Origin of the sequence: Shewanella metallivivens (assembly GCF_028750675.1) — a bacterium.
Taxonomy (GTDB): Bacteria; Pseudomonadota; Gammaproteobacteria; order Enterobacterales; family Shewanellaceae; genus Shewanella; species Shewanella metallivivens.
The window spans coordinates 469,290-486,787 of record NZ_JAQQPZ010000013.1; the positions used below are offsets into that span (position 1 = coordinate 469,290).

16 protein-coding genes and 1 pseudogene are annotated in these 17,498 nt (G+C 42.1%); 13 read left to right on the forward strand and 4 right to left on the reverse strand.

What is annotated here, in order from left to right; genetic code table 11:
- Positions 1-36: 36 nt before the first annotated feature.
- The 5 genes from coaBC to folE all read left to right on the forward strand — a co-directional run bounded on the left by coaBC (position 37) and on the right by folE (position 5,248).
- Entirely contained in the window at positions 37-1,242 is a 1,206-nt protein-coding gene (coaBC, locus tag PQR79_RS14705) for a bifunctional phosphopantothenoylcysteine decarboxylase/phosphopantothenate--cysteine ligase CoaBC (protein WP_438270822.1), read from the forward strand.
- A complete protein-coding gene (gene dut, locus PQR79_RS14710) occupies positions 1,226-1,684 on the forward strand; it encodes a dUTP diphosphatase (RefSeq protein ID WP_238107747.1) in 459 nt (152 codons plus the stop codon). Before coaBC ends, dut begins: the two co-directional genes overlap by 17 nt.
- 35 nt (positions 1,685-1,719) lie before the next feature.
- Positions 1,720-2,313: a nucleoid occlusion factor SlmA gene (slmA, locus tag PQR79_RS14715; protein ID WP_160054458.1), complete on the forward strand. Its 594-nt coding sequence runs from the start codon at positions 1,720-1,722 to the stop codon at positions 2,311-2,313.
- 157 nt (positions 2,314-2,470) lie between these two features.
- Complete coding sequence (locus tag PQR79_RS14720) at positions 2,471-4,420, forward strand: alpha/beta hydrolase family protein (protein ID WP_238107748.1); 1,950 nt, start codon at positions 2,471-2,473, stop codon at positions 4,418-4,420.
- A 177-nt stretch (positions 4,421-4,597) separates the two neighbouring features.
- Positions 4,598-5,248 carry a GTP cyclohydrolase I FolE gene (gene folE, locus PQR79_RS14725; protein WP_101088524.1) on the forward strand — a complete coding sequence of 217 codons (651 nt, stop codon included), beginning with the start codon at positions 4,598-4,600 and terminating at the stop codon, positions 5,246-5,248.
- Positions 5,249-5,416: 168 nt separating this feature from the next.
- Here the strand turns inward: folE and pyrE are convergent, their stop codons facing one another.
- Positions 5,417-6,058 (reverse strand): orotate phosphoribosyltransferase, encoded by a 642-nt coding sequence (pyrE, locus tag PQR79_RS14730; RefSeq protein WP_238107750.1) that lies wholly within the window; start codon positions 6,056-6,058, stop codon positions 5,417-5,419.
- A 71-nt stretch (positions 6,059-6,129) separates the two neighbouring features.
- Positions 6,130-6,843, reverse strand: a complete 714-nt coding sequence (rph, locus tag PQR79_RS14735) for a ribonuclease PH (RefSeq protein ID WP_238107751.1) — start codon at positions 6,841-6,843, stop codon at positions 6,130-6,132.
- Positions 6,844-7,085: 242 nt separating this feature from the next.
- On the opposite strand from rph, the gene PQR79_RS14740 reads away from it, so the two are divergent.
- The 5 genes from PQR79_RS14740 (at position 7,086) to PQR79_RS14760 (ending at position 11,834) form a co-directional block, all read left to right on the forward strand.
- Positions 7,086-7,949, forward strand: a complete 864-nt coding sequence (locus PQR79_RS14740) for a YicC/YloC family endoribonuclease (RefSeq protein ID WP_238107756.1) — start codon at positions 7,086-7,088, stop codon at positions 7,947-7,949.
- Positions 7,950-8,130: 181 nt separating this feature from the next.
- A complete protein-coding gene (locus PQR79_RS14745; RefSeq protein WP_238107757.1) occupies positions 8,131-9,315 on the forward strand; it encodes a winged helix-turn-helix domain-containing protein in 1,185 nt (394 codons plus the stop codon).
- Positions 9,316-9,511: 196 nt separating this feature from the next.
- A complete protein-coding gene (locus tag PQR79_RS14750; RefSeq protein ID WP_238107758.1) occupies positions 9,512-10,828 on the forward strand; it encodes an anaerobic C4-dicarboxylate transporter in 1,317 nt (438 codons plus the stop codon).
- 247 nt (positions 10,829-11,075) lie between these two features.
- On the forward strand, positions 11,076-11,405 hold the full coding sequence (locus tag PQR79_RS14755) for a hypothetical protein (RefSeq protein ID WP_238107759.1): 330 nt from the start codon (positions 11,076-11,078) through the stop codon (positions 11,403-11,405).
- A gap of 246 nt (positions 11,406-11,651) precedes the next feature.
- Entirely contained in the window at positions 11,652-11,834 is a 183-nt protein-coding gene (locus PQR79_RS14760) for a hypothetical protein (protein ID WP_238107760.1), read from the forward strand.
- Position 11,835: 1 nt separating this feature from the next.
- Here the strand turns inward: PQR79_RS14760 and PQR79_RS14765 are convergent, their stop codons facing one another.
- Positions 11,836-13,029, reverse strand: coding sequence for a type II restriction endonuclease (locus tag PQR79_RS14765; protein WP_238107761.1), 1,194 nt, complete (start codon positions 13,027-13,029; stop codon positions 11,836-11,838).
- 155 nt (positions 13,030-13,184) lie between these two features.
- Between PQR79_RS14765 and dcm the strand changes: the two genes are divergently transcribed.
- The gene (gene dcm / locus PQR79_RS14770; RefSeq protein ID WP_238107762.1) at positions 13,185-14,861 is read left to right on the forward strand and encodes a DNA (cytosine-5-)-methyltransferase; all 1,677 of its coding nucleotides are present in this window, start codon (positions 13,185-13,187) and stop codon (positions 14,859-14,861) included.
- A 143-nt stretch (positions 14,862-15,004) separates the two neighbouring features.
- Here the strand turns inward: dcm and PQR79_RS14775 are convergent, their stop codons facing one another.
- Positions 15,005-16,126, reverse strand: coding sequence for a Fic family protein (locus PQR79_RS14775; RefSeq protein WP_238107763.1), 1,122 nt, complete (start codon positions 16,124-16,126; stop codon positions 15,005-15,007).
- A gap of 413 nt (positions 16,127-16,539) precedes the next feature.
- On the opposite strand from PQR79_RS14775, the gene PQR79_RS14780 reads away from it, so the two are divergent.
- Positions 16,540-17,313 (forward strand): type IV toxin-antitoxin system AbiEi family antitoxin domain-containing protein, encoded by a 774-nt coding sequence (locus PQR79_RS14780; protein ID WP_238107764.1) that lies wholly within the window; start codon positions 16,540-16,542, stop codon positions 17,311-17,313.
- Between the two features lie 5 nt (positions 17,314-17,318).
- Positions 17,319-17,429 (forward strand): annotated as a pseudogene (locus PQR79_RS20310) (nucleotidyl transferase AbiEii/AbiGii toxin family protein); the annotation flags it as partial.
- Between the last annotated feature and the right edge of the window lie 69 nt (positions 17,430-17,498).

Consider the following 17,498-nt stretch of genomic DNA (forward strand, 5'->3'; position numbering starts at 1 on the left):
TAGCCGCAATGAGATTTGAGGCGGATAATGCACAACATGCTGACAAATAAAAAAGTACTACTCGGAATTGGCGGCGGTATTGCCGCATACAAAAGCGCCGATTTAATTCGCCGCTTAAAAGAACGTGGCGCAGATGTGCGTGTCATCATGACCCAAAGCGCCATGGAGTTTATTACGCCATTAACCATTCAGGCGCTTTCAGGCCATCCCGTGGCTTCTGATTTACTCGACCCAGCAGCAGAAGCCGCAATGGGACATATTGAGCTTGCACGCTGGGCAGATGTAGTGTTACTTGCTCCTGCTACCGCAAACTTAATGGCACGCATCAATGCCGGCATGGCAGACGAGCTACTCACTACCACATGTTTAGCCACTAGCGCGCCAATCATTGTATGCCCAGCCATGAATCAACAGATGTATCAAAACGTCGCTACCCAAGAAAACATGGCAAATCTAGCCCGTAAAGGCTTATTAATCTGGCAACCTGCATCTGGTCATCAAGCCTGTGGTGAAGTCGGCCCAGGCCGTATGCAAGAGCCCGTCACCATAGCTGAGCAATTAGTGCAATTTTTTGGGCCAAAGTCTTTACAAGGGCATAAATTGTTACTCACAGCAGGGCCAACCCGCGAAGCAATTGACCCAGTTCGTTATATATCCAACCATAGCTCAGGCAAAATGGGCTTTGCCCTTGCACAAGCCGCAGCAGAAATGGGCGCAGAAGTGACACTGGTTTCGGGACCAGTCAACCTTGCCACACCAGCTGGTGTTAAGCGTATTGATGTTGAATCTGCACAGCAAATGCTCGACGCCGTAATGCAACAGGTTGAGCAGCATAATATTTTCATTGGTTGTGCTGCAGTAGCGGATTATCGAATTGCCGATGTCGCCGATCAAAAAATCAAAAAATCAGCAGAAAAAATGCAGCTTGCGCTGGTGCGTAATCCTGATATCTTAGCCACGGTAGCTCAGCACACAACACGGCCTTTTACCGTCGGTTTTGCTGCTGAAACGAACGATGTAGAGCAATACGCTCGTGGTAAACTACAGCGTAAAAAGCTGGATATGATTGCCGCTAACGATGTCTCTATTCAAGGCTTAGGCTTTAATGCCGATAGCAATGCACTACAAGTATTTTGGCAAGACGGTAGCCAACAACTGCCCGCAACAGACAAACTGACACTGGCACGCCAATTACTTACATTGATAGAACAACAACTAAAAAATCATGAAAACACCCATTGAACTAAAAATTCTCGACTCGCGTATTGGCAGTGAATTTCCGCTGCCAGCTTATGCTACTCCCGGTAGCGCAGGTATGGATTTACGCGCAATGACCGACACGGCAATGGTTATCGAACCGGGTCAAACAGTGTTAATTCCAACGGGCATCGCCATTCACGTGGCCGACCCAAGCCTGGCAGCGGTCATTTTACCGCGCTCAGGTATGGGCCATAAAAATGGCATTGTCCTGGGTAATTTGGTCGGTTTAATCGACTCTGATTACCAAGGACAACTCATGGTGTCATGTTGGAACAGAAGTGATAAACCATTCACACTCGACATTGGCGATCGTTTAGCCCAATTAATGTTTGTCCCTGTTGTGCAAGCAGAATTTACCCTAGTGGATGAGTTTAATAGCTCAGATCGTGGAGAAGGCGGATTTGGTCACTCAGGTACCAAGTAACCTTTTCAAGTAGTCACTGAGCCAAGGAACACATAATGGCCGAAAGCCCAAAAATAAACCGTCGTGAGCATATTTTACAATGCTTAGCGCAAATGCTTGAGACCAGCCCAGGCCAACGGATCACAACCGCCAAGCTCGCCGCTGAAGTGGGTGTGTCAGAAGCCGCGCTATATCGTCATTTCCCGAGCAAAGCCCGGATGTTTGAAGGCTTAATCGAATTTATTGAAGATGCGATTCTGTCACGCTTAAACATCATCATGGACGAAGAAAAAGACACCATGACCCGTTGCCAATTAGTATTACAGCTATTGTTGGTATTTTCTGAACGCAACCCAGGTATTTCACGGGTATTAAACGGCGATGCCCTATTAGGTGAAAACGAACGTTTACGCAGCAGAATAGACGTATTGTTTGCCAAAATAGAAACTCAAATCAAACAAATTCTGCGCGAAAAAACCTTACGTGAAGGCGTCGGTTTTAACCTCGATGAAGCCATACTCGCTAACTTGTTATTAGCGTTTGCCGAAGGCAGAATTTCACAGTTTGTCCGCAGTGAGTTTAAACAAAAGCCCACTCAACATTTTGATGAGCAATGGACCTTTATTCAACAGCAATTGTTGAGAAGCTAACCAACATTAGGGCTATATGCAATGTGTATGTAGCTCTAGTTTGCCTGCCAAAATCTGTTTAATCTAATTGCATAATTACCCCATATACCTTGCTCCAAAAACTCAGATAAAATACAATGCCGTTACATTTTTAACATTTATTACACGGACTGTATTCATGCTGCGCATTTTATACCTCACTTGCTGTTTGTTTATTTTATTCACTACCCACACCTTTGCCTCTCCATCAATTAAAGATTTTAGTGCTGATTCTGAGTTTTCTGGCGTAAAAATTTCACCCGATGGTAAACACCTCGGTGTGATCCTTATTGAAGATGAAAAGCGCACATTATTGATTTTAAATCTTGAATCAATGAAGCCGACTTATGCGGTAAAATTCAGTGGCGATGAAGAAGTCGGTGGCTACTATTGGGTTAATGACGAGCGGGTTGTATTACAAAAACTCTATAAACACGCTCAACGCGAAGCATCAGACTATTATGGTGAGTTATTGGCTGTCAATTATGATGGCAGTAAATCAAAATACTTGTTTGGTTATAACAGTGATACATCAGCAAGTACTAAAATAAAAAGTAATGGCGGTATTCAAGCGAGTGCATTCGTACTCGATACTTTAAAGGATAATGAAGACGATATCCTAGTTATGGCTTATCCTTGGAATAAGCAAAATTATGCATATACAGAAGTTTATCGCGTCGACGTCTACTCAGGTAAGCGCAAACGCCTAACTACATCACCTGTTGCTAATGCGGGCTTTCTTGTTGATAACAACAAAAATGTACGCTTTAGTTTCGCCAATGATAAGAAAAACAATGAACAACTCTTCTACTATGAAGATGGTGAATGGGTTGATGCAGATAAAATTAGAGGCGGACTCACCAATTTCTACCCGCTTTCGTTCACTGAAGACAATAAATCAATTTACGCTTTAGCAAATGGTGAAGGTGCAACTCGCGCAATTTATGAAGTTGAACTCGCCACAGCTAAACATAAAAAAATTATCCAGCATGACGTTGTCGATCCATTGATGACATGGGTCAGTGACCAAACCAATGCCCTTTACGCGGTTGAATTTGAAAACGGTTACCCTGAGTATCGCTTTGTCGACACTCAAAGCGATAAAGCCAAAGCCCTGCGACAGTTAATGGATGCAATTCCAGATCATCGCATTCGTATTGTGAGTGAAACCGTCGATGGTAACACGCTTATTGTGATGGCGATGAATGATAGAAACTCAGGTGACTATTACTTATTTGACCGTAAAAAGCTTAAACTCAAATTCTTATTTGCTGAAAACGCAAAGCTAGACCCTAGCGACATGTCAGAAGTACGCCCAATTAGCTTTACTAACCGTGACGGCGTGACCATTCATGGTTATTTAACACTACCCGTCGGCATGAAAGAGCATAAAAATATGCCGCTTGTGGTTAATCCTCACGGTGGCCCACATGGCCCGCGCGACTTATGGGTGTTTAACTCAGAAAACCAACTGTTAGCACAAAATGGTATTGCAGTACTGCAAGTTAACTTCCGTGGTTCTGGTGGATACGGTAAAGCATTTGAAGAGTCTGGCTATTTATCTTGGGGCAGCAAAATTCAATATGACATAATTGATGCTACTCAATATGTTATTGACCAAGGTTATGCCGACAAAGACAGAGTGTGTATTTCAGGTGGCAGCTTTGGCGGCTACTCAGCGCTCATGAGCCCAATGCTAGCACCAGATATGTTTAAATGTGCTGTGGGTGTTGCCGGTGTTTATGATTTAGAGCAAATGTATAAAACAGGTGATGTACCTGAATCATATAGTGGCGGAGCATACTTAGAAGAAGTGTTAGGCACTGATATTCAACAACTACGTGCAATGTCACCGACTCACAACGTCAATAAGTTAAAAGCCAAAGTGCTATTAATTCATGGTGAAGAAGATGAGCGCGCACCTATCGAGCAATATGAAGCAATGGCAAAAGCGCTAGAGCAAGCTAACTACCCTTTCCAAAAAGAAATTTGGAGAAAAGAAGGCCATGGTTTCTTTAACGCCGAAAACCGCGCTAAATATTATGAAATCATGCTTAAGTTTATCAAAGAAAACTTAAACGTTAAGTAACAATTACCTAACCGTTTAATCAACAAAAGCCGATACTTGACTAAAAGGGTCGGCTTTTTATTGGTCGCAGTATTAATTTACAGCAAATCGCGCTATTCTCCTCGTCCCTTAGCAGCAGCTAAGCACGTTTTAGCGTACACTCATAAAAAACAGTGATATCGAGTCGTTGGAGGATATATGGCACTCAGTGAAGCCGCAATTAAAGTACAAGCAGCACTAAAAGATCGTGGGCTAGAAACCCCAATGTTGCCAAAAACTTCCACGCCTGAACAACGTAAAGTTAAAATTGAACACCATATGCGTGAAATTTTGACCTTAATGTCACTCGACCTAACCGACGACAGCTTGGCTGACACGCCGCGCCGTATCGCAAAAATGTATGTCGACGAGATCTTCTCTGGGCTTGATTACGAAAACTTTCCCAAAATCACCGTCATTGAAAATAAAATGGGCGTGGATGAAATGGTGCGCGTACAAGACATTAGCTTAACCAGCACTTGCGAACATCATTTAGTGACCATCGACGGCTTTGCGACTGTGGCTTATTTACCGCGCACTAAAATTATTGGCTTATCTAAAATTAACCGCATCGTGCGCTTCTTTTCACAACGTCCGCAAGTACAAGAGCGTTTAACCCAACAAGTGTTAGTGGCGTTGCAAACTTTGCTTGAAACAAAAGATGTTGCCGTAAAAATGGATGCGGTACATTACTGCGTTAAATCTCGTGGGGTAATGGACTCAACCAGTTCAACCACCACCACAGCGCTTGGCGGTATTTTTAAATCAAATCCGGCTACCCGTGCTGAGTTTTTACACCAAGTGAAATAACGTGCTCGTATTACGCTAAAAAGAGCAATAAAAAGCTGCATCAATATGACTATTATGCAGCTTTTTTAGTTTCCCAGCTTCAGCGCATCAGTTTAAACCTAGCCAAGTGGAAGTTCATTCAACGCCGTGAGAAAGACAAAGGACTATTTAACCTGATCCTTACTCAAGTTAAATACCATATTGCTCACGGTAAGCCCTGACGCTAGCAAGCTCAGCTTCCATGCCCGGCTTTTCAGACAAGTAACTGATTAAATCGGCCAGCTTAATAATCGACACAATCTGACAGCCAAAATCGCGCTCAACTTCTTGAATCGCAGACAGCTCACCCTTGCCTTTTTCTTGACGATCAAGCGCAATCAATACGCCTGCAAGTTGAGCATTGTGGGCATTAATAATGTCCATCGACTCACGGATAGCCGTACCCGCAGTGATCACATCGTCCACCAGCATCACTTTACCTTTAAGCTCGCTGCCGACTAAATTGCCGCCTTCGCCGTGGGTTTTAGCCTCTTTGCGGTTAAAGCAGTAAGGAATATCCACATCGTGATGATCGCACAAGGCAACCGCTGTAGTGGTGGCAATCGGAATGCCTTTATAAGCTGGGCCAAACAACAAGTCGAACTCAATGCCAGAATCCATTAACGCTGCGGCGTAAAAGCGGCCTAAACGCGCTAAGTCTTTACCCGTATTAAATAATCCAGCATTAAAAAAGTACGGGCTCGTACGGCCAGATTTAAGGGTAAACTCACCAAAACGTAATACTTGACGGGCTAAAGCAAACTCAATAAATTCGCGTTGATAGGCTTTCACGTGCGTTCCTCTATAATCAAAATTTAGATTAAAAAAAAGGACCGTAATCGGTCCTCATTTTCAACAGCATATTAACTTAATGCGGCTTTTTGCACATCGACAATTTCGCGAATACTGTTTTTAGCCAGACCAAGTAGTTCAATCAATTCTTCATGGCTGAATGGCTCACCTTCTGCAGTACCTTGAATTTCAATAATCTTGCCGGTCTCAGTCATCACAACGTTCATGTCAGTTTCAGCTGCGCTGTCTTCAAGGTATTCTAAATCACTGATTGCTTCGCCTTTGTAAATACCCACACTCACAGCAGCAATTAAAAACTTAAGTGGGTTGGCTTTAATAATGCCTTTACCACGGGCCCAGTTCAGGGCATCCACTAACGCCACGCAAGCACCAGTAATCGCCGCAGTACGTGTACCGCCATCGGCTTGAATCACGTCACAATCGATAACAATCGTATTTTCACCTAACAGCTTCATATCCACTGCAGCACGTAACGAGCGACCAATTAAACGTTGAATTTCTTGAGTACGACCAGACTGCTTACCACGAGCAGCTTCACGGTCCATACGGCTGTGGGTTGAACGCGGTAACATACCGTATTCAGCCGTTACCCAGCCTTGACCTTGGCCTTTAAGAAAACGTGGTACACCTTCAGTAAAGCTGGCAGTACATAATACTTTTGTGTCGCCAAACTCAACTAAAACAGAGCCTTCAGCATGTGCAGTAAAAGAACGCGTAATAGTAATAGGGCGAGTTTGAGCTGGTGTACGGTTACTTGGGCGCATGAAAAGTCCTGTAGTCGAATTCATATCAGATTTGAGCGCATATTATAGAGGTTCGCGCCGCCAGATGCCACGACAAACCCACCCTAATCGTTATCACTAGCATATACCCCCAGGTATTTTAATCTCCATATGCTTGATATCGGCCAAGATACAGCACAAATCTGCGCACTAATCCTTTAATCCAGAGGCCTAAAGCGGCTATAATCAACCCACATTTGCGTAATAACATAACAGGACACTTCATGATCCAAAGCATGACAGCCTATGCTCGTATTGAGCACAAAGCACAATGGGGCACTGCCTCATGGGAAATTCGTTCAGTCAACCAGCGCTACCTAGAAACCTACTTGCGCTTACCTGAGCAGTTTCGCAGCTTTGAACCTGTCTTACGCGATCGCCTACGTAAACGCTTAAATCGCGGTAAAGTTGAAGTGAACCTTCGTTATGAACTCGCCGACAATAGCAGTAATGAATTACAGCTAAACCAAGCGTTAGCCAAGCAATTATTAAGCGCAGCAAACTGGTTAAAGCAAGAAGCCGGGCAAGGCGAATTAAGCTTAACAGATGTATTACGCTGGCCTGGCGTGCTCGCCTCAGCCGAGCAAGACATGGACGCCATTGGCGCCGAGCTAATGACAGCCTTTGACAGGGCAATCGATCAGTTTATCGAAGCGCGCGGCCGTGAAGGTGAAGCCATTAAAGACATGCTACTAACCCGTTTAGACGGCGTAATGGAGCAAGTAAACATTGTGCGCGAGCACATGCCAACCGTCATGCAATACCAACGCGACAAACTCACCAACCGTTTGGCAGATATTGCCGGTGAACTTGACCCTGCACGTATTGAGCAAGAAATGGTCTTGCTGGCGCAAAAGCAAGATGTCGCCGAAGAAATGGATCGTCTTGAAGCCCACGTAACCGAAGCCCGTCGCATCCTGAAAAAAGGCGGCAGCGAAGGCCGCCGTTTAGACTTTATGATGCAAGAGTTTAACCGCGAATCAAACACCCTAGCCTCAAAATCAATCAGCGCAGAAATCACCTCAGCCGCGGTTGAGTTAAAAGTATTGATTGAGCAAATGCGCGAGCAGATCCAAAACGTTGAGTAGGCTTAACGCTCACGCATAAACACATTAAGCCCAACGGTTGTTGGGCTTAATTATTGAGGGTTTCATTCTGGCTTTTTTATCTAATTCTGAATATCTTATGCGAGACGCACACTCGTATCAAACTCGGTGAGCATGGCCTATCACTGCGTAACTCGCTTACCACACTCCACAAGGGCGTTTGATGACCAACCCTTACTCAGCCGCACAATGGTTACAGCTCAGTATGCAGCAGCAAGGTTTGTTGCAGCCTTTAGGGTCATTACCAGCGCTATTGCAGCAATTAAGTTATGTGCAAATAGACTCTATTAATGTGGTTGAACGCGCGCATCATCATGTACTGCATAGCCGGTTGCCACACTACGCCACCAGTATGTTAGATGAGGCGATGAGTGATAACACCATTTTTGAATATTGGTCCCATGCGGCGGCATACCTGCCCATTGAAGACTATCGATTTAGCTTATATCGCAAGCAACAACTGCAACAAGGCGACAAACATTGGTTTGAGCCAGAACACAAAGTGATGCGCGAAGTAAAAGCTCGCATCACAGCAGAAGGCCCATTAAAAGCTAGCCAATTTAAGCACGACGCCGACAATAAAAATGGCACCTGGTGGGATTGGAAACCCGCCAAAAAAGCGCTTGAGCAACTCTTTATGCAAGGCGAGTTAATGGTGGCTAAACGTGACAAGTTTCAAAAGGTGTATGACTTAACCGAGCGCGTTTTACCAAACCATATAGATACCACAGTGCCCTGCGACAGCGAGTTTGCTCAGCATTTAATTACTCGTTATTTGGTGGCGCATGGCTTTGGCAATTTGCAGCAGATTCAGTACCTGCGTAAAGGCCTTAAACCTATTTTAACGCAAACATTGGCACAACTGTGCGAGCAAGGCGACATTGCCCGTTTTACCGAGCCAAACTCCAAACAAGTTTATTTTTATCTGCCCAAACTCACCCTCCCCAGCACCATACCCAATAAAGTCTGGTTACTAAATCCGTTTGATAATTTAGTGATTCAGCGGCAAAAGCTTAAACAATGGTTTGGGTTTGATTATCAAATCGAAGTTTATGTGCCTGAGGCTAAACGCCAATACGGTTATTATGCTCTGCCTATTTTATGGCGCGATCGCTTTGTTGGCCGGGTGGATGTAAAAGCCGACCGTAAAAACCAATGTTTGTTACTGCAACAACTCCATTTTGAGGCAGATGCATTTAGTGCAGAAGCATTAAGCACAGACGCTTTTGTACCCGCGCTTATCGATGCCATTGATCATTACAGCAAGTTCAATAACTGCCAGCATTGGCGACTTATTGCGTGTAACGACAAAACCATAGGTAAGATGTTGCTCAGCGCCTGCCAATAATTAACCCTGAATGTTTCAAAACACCTTTCCCCTGCCTGACAAGATCTGCGTTGCATTGAGTATGTAACCTTGTTCACGTTTTAAACATTTTTCAACTTGCTAATTCAATAGCTTGAAATAAGTCACTAACCGCAAACTCGTTGTGAGATACCTTCAGAAGGTCAAAAAAAATTACAACCTACATGGGGAATACACGATGTTTTATATACACATGCTGCTGTTATTAGCGGTCATATTTGTTGGTATCCGCCATGGCGGTATCGCGTTTGGTTTACTCGGTGGTTTAGGCGTATCGGTGTTGGCGTTTGTGTTTGGTATCGCGCCTGGTTCACCGCCTATCAGCGTCATGTTAATTATTCTTGCGGTCGTGGCGGCTTCTGCAACACTTGAGGCCACTGGCGGGTTAAATCTGTTAGTTAAATTTGCTGAAAAAATACTGCGTAAACATCCAGAACATATCGTGTTTTTAGGCCCTTTATGTACTTATTCTTTAACCGTATTGGTTGGTACAGGCCATTCGGTTTACCCATTACTGCCGGTTATTTACGATGTATCGTACAAAAAAGGCATTCGCCCAGAGCGCCCATTAGCCATGGCAACGGTGGCGTCGCAAATGGGTATTACCGCCAGCCCAATTGCCGCAGCTGCTGCGGTAGTATTGGCAACGGCGGTTGATAACAATCTTGATATCAGCTTAATCGACGTGCTTATGGTGACCATTCCTGCCACGTTGGCTGGTTTACTTGTGGCGTGTACCTGGAGCTTAAAACGCGGCAAAGATTTAGATAAAGATGAAGAGTTTCAAGCACGCTTAGTTGATAAAGAATTTCGTGAGTCGTTAATTGACCCACAAGATGACGATGCCGAAACCCCACAGGCACAATCAACTGCGAAAAAAGGCTTAATGGTATTTTTACTGGGTATTCTTGCGGTAATTATTGTGGCGATGTTCAGCAAGCAAATACTGCCCGCAGGCGTGAAAATGTCAGTCGCCATTCAGTTTATGATGCTATCTGTTGGTGGCATCATATTACTGGCGACCAATATCTCACCTAAAAAGATTGCCACCAGCAATGTGTTTAGCGCTGGTATGACTGCGGTAATCATTATTTTTGGTATTGCATGGATGAGTGACACCATTATTGAGCACCACAAAAGTTATTTAGTCAGCGCGGTAAGCGACATTGTGAGTGTGTACCCATGGACATTTGCCATCGCGATGTTTGTGTCATCAATCTTCTTAAAAAGTCAGGCGGCGGTATTAACCATTATGTTGCCTCTCGGGTTTTCGTTAGGCATCCCAGCACCAGTATTAATTGGTGTATTACCTGCATGTTATGCCTACTTCTTTTTCCCATTCTACCCAAGTGATTTAGCCGCTATTAGTTTTGACAGAACCGGTACCACTCGCATTGGTAAGTATGTGCTCAATCACAGCTTTATCATTCCAGGCTTTATCGGCGTCATCACCGCAACATTTGTGGGTTACTTTTTATCGATGGCGATTAACTAATATCGGTCGTGTAGAGCAGTAACAATCAACAATGGCAGTCAACGTGGCTGCCATTGTTGTTTTTAAGCGTTATGAAAGGCCTAAAGCGCCAAGATGGGTGACTTGGTTATCAGCAGGGTTATTTGAGGTTCGTCTTAAAGCCCAAAAGTAGCAAAACTCTCTTTTCACTTAAAAATTAGCTGCAAACCTGCAAAAAACTAAGTTTAGACTATAATAAACTAACCTCTGAAACGAGCGAGATTTCATTATGCAGCCATATTTACAAGCTTTTGGAACCCAGTTTAATTTAGGATTTAACCCTAATGATTACCCCTTTTTAATCGATAACAGCTACGGTAACGACACTTGTGTCAGTTTCTATTTTAAACAAGGCGAACAATACAGGATATTGTGGGTTGATCATGAAATGGCCGATGACCGTGAAGAAAATGGTGCACGGTACACTATTGAGTCCGCAACGAACGAGGGAACGGATGAAGCACCCGAAATCTATGCAGGTTCTGACGCAATTATCATTTTTGATTGCGAAACAAGCGAACATCTTATCGCTCATCTTAATCTACTATCTTCACAGTAAACTCGCCCACCACATCACCCTATGCAACACGCCGTAAACCCATCCATGGGGGCTTGACGAAAACATCCTGTTTTCAACAGTTGCCTATGCCGATATGGTTGGCTCTTGCAAGCTCATCTTAATCAATCAGATAATACAAATTAGGGTTATCTCATTGTATGTTTCAGCGGCTAATGTGACTCATAGTCCGTAGACTCCCAAGCCTATTGCACCGACAATACACATAAATTAATTGGAGGTAGCATTATGTTTGATGATTCATATATACAAGTGATCGAAGAGACTATTAATGGCTTTGATATTTACATTGAGCCTAATCCCGACCAATACCGAGGCGGCTTTGTCTGGTCGGTTTCGAAAGAAGGTGCAGAATTAGATTCTGGAGTGGTTTTTTCAATAAATGATGCAAAAAAACTCGTAAATTCTTAGCTTAAGGAATACCTTTTATTTCCACTATAAAATCTATAAGTGATAAAATTTCAGGTCTAATTGAAGCTGGGTAACACCGATGTAAAGATCTCGGTACTACTAATCTGACTCCTGCTTGTTTCATCTCAGAATATTGATTAACAGAAACCCCTTCTTGCAATGTGAATAAGTGCTTAATCCTTATGTCATCAGCTTCATTAAGTATCTGTCTCCACCGATCTTTACAAGTTGTTTTTACAGCAAGCATCCTTAGCTTATCTCTTGGAAATTGCTTATTATGGTAAGAAGAACAAGATGGAAAAATGAAGTCTGGTTTTTTATTAGCTTCTGTTACACATTGCGAAGTAAAATCAGTAACTCCATTTTCAATAAAAATATTTTCGAGATGCAATTCTAAAGATTTACCTGAACGTGATTTACGCCGGTTACTTACTGAATTAGCTAAAGAAATAAATTCATCAACAGAATCAAATCCATCTCTAACTCTATCAAGCACATGAAATTCTTCTATTTTTTTAAAAGCACTATATTCAACATCTCTTCGCTCAATAAGGAGATCATCAGGCTCTGTAGCTTTAAATCTATATACGTCAGAAAGATGCTTTATTAACTCCTCACCAGATGGAAAAGCAATTTTCCAAGCAGAAGGTATATCATACAAGTCTTTCTTTTTTATATTTAAAGACTTAAAACCATTCAATAAATCATTTGACGGTCCGAAAAGGCACTCGCCTGGTATGACTTCTCCAATTTGCGATTCTAGAAAGCTTTCTTGTTTGATATCTGTACAAACCCAAACTTGCACCGATGTACTATCACGATAATTAACTCTCTCAAATGCAAAAATAGCTAGTGCCCCCGTATTATCAGGATTTTGAAGCGGAGAATGACGCCCACCCCACCCAGTGATACGTTTTTCATTTCTAGTTTTACCGAAAAAGTAATTATTGTAATAGATTGCCCTCACTTGTTTATCATCAAACTTATGTGACTTAGTTATGGCTTTTAAATATAAACTAGGGTTTTTAACATCTATTACATTTAGTGATGGGAAAAGCTCATCCATTACGACCTTTGGTACATAAACACCAACTTGGTGTCCGCCACTAGCTCCAGTATCATTAGCTGATAAGCGCTTTATGTAAAGTGAACAATCACCCCCAGAAAGGCTTGATAACCAACTAGAAAATTCCATTTTTTATTGCTCCATCGTACCAATTTCCATAAAACGATAATCTACAATACAACTTCCTATTAGTCAGCTTTTAAAGTCGATACTTACCAACAATTGAGCAGTATGGGAAAATTGTGTGTTAATATCGCATCAAATTCACCCTTTTTAGAATGATCATGGTTAAAGATATTGTTACTCTAGGCGACGAACTGAACGAGCATTTTCACAAAGATGATGAATTGGCTACTCGTCTACTCTTTAAGTTACTAATTGAAATTTATGATCAAAAAAATTTAGCTATCAAGTTAAATGAAATTGGTATTCATGTCAGTCGCGAGAATTTAAACAAATGGTCGAAGAAATATGATTCTGTAAGTATTAACCTCGACGCAAAAACTAGACAATACATAGAAAGTAAACTTCTCCCACCTAAGCCTCAGCACTGGGATAATGCTTCATTTGAATTTATCGACTTATTTGCAGGTATTGGAGGTATTAGAAAAGGTTTCGAAGATATTGGTGGTAAATGCGTTTTCACAAGCGAATTGGATAGAAAAGCAAGAAAGACTTATTTGGCAAACTACTATGTTGACAAACTCGACCTGCCATACTTTATTGATGAAGTTGAGGAAAACCCGCATAAAAACACTTCATTTATGGATATAACTGAAGTTACACAAAGTAAGAACACATCACTCTCTGAAATAGAAAAAACAAACAACATTCGCCAGCATGTGCCTCATCATGATGTTCTTTTAGCCGGTTTTCCTTGCCAGCCTTTTTCTATTGCCGGCGTATCGAAAAAAATATCATTAGGTAGAGCACATGGCTTTGAATGTGATACACAAGGAACTTTGTTTTTTGATGTTGAAAAAATAATTGAAGCAAGAAAACCAAAATTCTTTGTTCTTGAGAATGTAAAAAATCTTAAAAGTCACGATAAAGGTAATACATTCGCAACAATTATCAGAGCATTAGACAAATTAGGATACTGGTTGCTTGATATAAGTAATGCAGGCAAAGATATTGAAGATGCGATTGTAAATGTGAGAAAAAGAAAAGTTGAACCGACTATTATTGATGGCATTCATTTCACACCACAGCATCGTGAGCGTGTCGTTCTAGTTGGAATCAGGAATGATCTTATTCAAAAATATCCTGATTTAAAGAACCTATCCTTGTCTCAAATAGAAAAACCAGAAAGTCGTTATACTCTTAGTGAAATATTGTCCGACCTAACAGAAGCAGAGGTTAATAGGTACACGTTAACTCCAAACCTGTGGAATTATCTCTATCATTATGCTTTAAAACACAAAACCAAAGGTAATGGCTTCGGTTTTGGTCTTGTGGATCCAAGAGATGAACAGGTTACAACTAGGACTCTTTCTGCCCGATATTACAAAGATGGTTCAGAAATACTAGTAAATCACCAAGGCCTAGAAAATGAATACTTAGAAGAAAAAAAACAACACGGTATTTTCAAAAACCAAGAAAGAGAAAAATTTGCAATTGACCACGCTCTAAAATCGCTAAATGAAATAGATCAATCGCAACAATGCAAGGAATTGATAAAGCAAGGGGAAAAGGCTTACGATGAAATTTTTGGCCGCTATACCGCCGAGTTTGATCCTTTATATAAAACACCTAGAAGCCTCACCCCAAGGGAATGCGCTAGATTGATGGGGTTTGAAAAACCTAAATTTGACCGAACAGAAAAGGATCATGATTTTAAAATCGTTTGTGCTAATGCTAGTTCATATAAACAATTCGGTAATTCTGTTGTTGTGCCTGTGTTTAGAGCTGTAGCTAAACTGCTAAATCCCGTCATTGAAATGACAAAAACAGATGACTAGCTAAAACAACAACGAACTTACTTACAGTCCAATTTGCTAACAATTGGTTAATATACAATTCAATAAAGCTAAGCCTACAAAACATCAACTTAGTAGTTAGTGTTTTGTAGACTCATAATCGTATGTTAAAAAACTAGCAATACTCATTCATCATTAATAGTAAGTGCCAACACATACCTTGTGCTTCTACCACCCGCGCCAGTCTTGACCAAACACTGTTGATCCACAAGTTGAGCCAAATGTCGGGTGGCAGTGGCGCGGCTGACGTTAGCGACTTTTTGATATTGGCTACTGCTTATTCCATCACTAAAGTCACCATCGAGTAACCTATTCAGCACTTTCACTTGTTCTGTGGTTAACGCTGGAGTGAGTAAGTGTTGATCAACTCGACGCCAAAACTGGGTTTTAGCAGTAGTTTGCTCAATGATATTGAGCGTGTGTTGAATAGCGTCATTTAAGGTGTCTAAAAACCACAGCAACCACGGTGTGATATCTAAGCCACCTTGCTGGGTAGACTCTAATATCGCGTAATAAGCTTTACGTCGCTCAAGTATGCTAACTGGCATAGCATAAAAATCAATCGAACGATGTTCAGCTTGCGCTAGTGCTAAATCGGTGAGCAAACGGGTGATACGTCCATTACCATCATCAAGCGGATGCAAGGTGACAAACCACAAATGAGTGATGGCTGCTCGTACTAGCGGATCAAGGTCAGCCTGTTTTCGTGATTGATTAAACCACTCAATAAACTGCGTTAAACTTTGGTCTAGCGTACCTCGAGGAGGCGCTTCAAAATGGACTGTCGGTTTGTCTAAACGCCCCGATACCACCTGCATAGGTTCATCGCCGCGTAACTTACCGGCAATAACAGGATTAAACACGGCTTGGTTACTCGGAAACAACAGAGCATGCCAATCTAAAATACGCGTTAGGCTAAGTGGCTGTTGCCAGTTTTGTAGCGCATCTAAGGTGATATCAGCTAAACCATCGGTTTGTGCAGTAGTGGGATAAGGGTTTTCTTCGATCACCCCAAGTTTATTGGCCAAAGATGAACGTACAGACAATGCGTTGAGCGTTTCGCCTTCTATCGCACTTGAATGAACTATGTTGGCGATCATAGTATCGAGTGTCAATTGACTAACAGATTCAGTGCCTACCTTACCCAGTAACAAACCTTGATTAAATTGAATTTGACGTAATAAAGGATTAATACGGGTATGGTCCCATACAAAATCAGGCCATTCTTGTTGTTGCCAAATCCACATATTAACCTCTGTTTAGCTGACTTAAATACTGTTGTGATGCAAACAATAACCTATTCGACTCACCATATGAGGCAAATAGCAATTTATTCGCCTCACAACAGTACCAGTCACCTCAATAACACGTTAAACAGCTATTTCGGTATCATCATTTACCGACTCAACAACCCCCGAAGCGATAGCAAGTTAATGGCATCTAAGCTGACTGATTTATCTGTATCACCACATCTTGCTGGCTCTAAACAAACGTTGAAAAGTAAAAAACTCAGTTTGAAAAACTAAATTTTTACGGCAATGATTAACGTGAAAATGACAAATCTTAAACTTTTATAGATAATAAAGTTTGAATAATGAACAAAACACGTCAATAATCAACGTATATTTAAACCTAATCAAACCAGATGCGATAGTCGAACATGCTGAATACTAAAGCCAGAACACAACTACAGAATGCACTGCCTTTGGATATGGTAGCCACAAAACCATGGCTTGAAGCACAAGGGCTCAGCCTGCACTTTCTGGACAATGCTGTACGTAGCCGAACTTTAATTCCCCTCACTGCTGGGGTTTATGTAAGACTGGAGGCAAATCTCTCCTGGAAAGGTCTTGTTGCTTCTGTACAACGTATGTCAGATAGTCCTATTCATGTGGGCGGCTTAACAGCGTTAGAGCTTGAGGGGTTAGGGCATTATGTATCTATCGGCGATAAACCTAAAATACAGCTTTATGCTCATTCCGCATTACCTCGTTGGCTGGACAGAATCGATATTTCAGCAGAGTTTGAATGGCATGGCACAAAACGTATATGGCCAGAAACACTGATGCACAATAGTCAATATCTACGACAAAACACGTGGAGAGAATCACTCCCTCCGCTTTTTTATTCTTGTCCAGAAAAAGCGATTCTTGAGCTCTTAACCACAGTGCCCCAACACACTAGCTTTGAACACGCGGATCAAATTATGCAGGGGTTGAGCAACCTTTCACCACGTAAATTGGATGTCTTACTTAAAGCCTGCTGCAGCATCAAAATTAAACGGCTATTTCTTTGGCTGGCAAATAGACAACAACATGCCTGGTTTAAGTATCTGACACCTGAACAATATGACCTAGGAACAGGCAAGCGACTTATCGCACAAAACGGCAAACTAGAGCCAACTTGGCAAATCACTATACCCAAGGAGATGTAACCAAGATGGATAGAAAAAGCCATTACTATCGACAGGTCCAACTGTTACTACAAGTTATTCCCTTTGTTGCCCAGCACGATTGTTTTGCTCTTAAAGGAGGGACGGCAATCAATTTGTAAAAATAGCAATTTATTCGCCTCACCGTATGAGGCGAATAACATGGTTAATTACCTCATAGCTCCTAC

Bases quoted from the DNA above. Each gene is read 5' to 3' on its own strand.
- coaBC (WP_438270822.1), top strand. From the start codon at position 37: ATGCTGACAAATAAAAAAGTACTACTCGGAATTGGCGGCGGTATTGCC.
- slmA (WP_160054458.1), top strand. From the start codon at position 1,720: ATGGCCGAAAGCCCAAAAATAAACCGTCGTGAGCATATTTTACAATGC.
- PQR79_RS14775 (WP_238107763.1), bottom strand. From the start codon at position 16,126: ATGTGGATTTGGCAACAACAAGAATGGCCTGATTTTGTATGGGACCAT.
- PQR79_RS14750 (WP_238107758.1), top strand. From the start codon at position 9,512: ATGTTTTATATACACATGCTGCTGTTATTAGCGGTCATATTTGTTGGT.
- PQR79_RS14765 (WP_238107761.1), bottom strand. From the start codon at position 13,029: ATGGAATTTTCTAGTTGGTTATCAAGCCTTTCTGGGGGTGATTGTTCA.
- PQR79_RS14780 (WP_238107764.1), top strand. From the start codon at position 16,540: ATGCTGAATACTAAAGCCAGAACACAACTACAGAATGCACTGCCTTTG.
- PQR79_RS14755 (WP_238107759.1), top strand. From the start codon at position 11,076: ATGCAGCCATATTTACAAGCTTTTGGAACCCAGTTTAATTTAGGATTT.
- dcm (WP_238107762.1), top strand. From the start codon at position 13,185: ATGGTTAAAGATATTGTTACTCTAGGCGACGAACTGAACGAGCATTTT.
- PQR79_RS14740 (WP_238107756.1), top strand. From the start codon at position 7,086: ATGATCCAAAGCATGACAGCCTATGCTCGTATTGAGCACAAAGCACAA.
- PQR79_RS14760 (WP_238107760.1), top strand. From the start codon at position 11,652: ATGTTTGATGATTCATATATACAAGTGATCGAAGAGACTATTAATGGC.
- rph (WP_238107751.1), bottom strand. From the start codon at position 6,843: ATGCGCCCAAGTAACCGTACACCAGCTCAAACTCGCCCTATTACTATT.
- dut (WP_238107747.1), top strand. From the start codon at position 1,226: ATGAAAACACCCATTGAACTAAAAATTCTCGACTCGCGTATTGGCAGT.
- PQR79_RS14720 (WP_238107748.1), top strand. From the start codon at position 2,471: ATGCTGCGCATTTTATACCTCACTTGCTGTTTGTTTATTTTATTCACT.
- folE (WP_101088524.1), top strand. From the start codon at position 4,598: ATGGCACTCAGTGAAGCCGCAATTAAAGTACAAGCAGCACTAAAAGAT.
- PQR79_RS14745 (WP_238107757.1), top strand. From the start codon at position 8,131: ATGACCAACCCTTACTCAGCCGCACAATGGTTACAGCTCAGTATGCAG.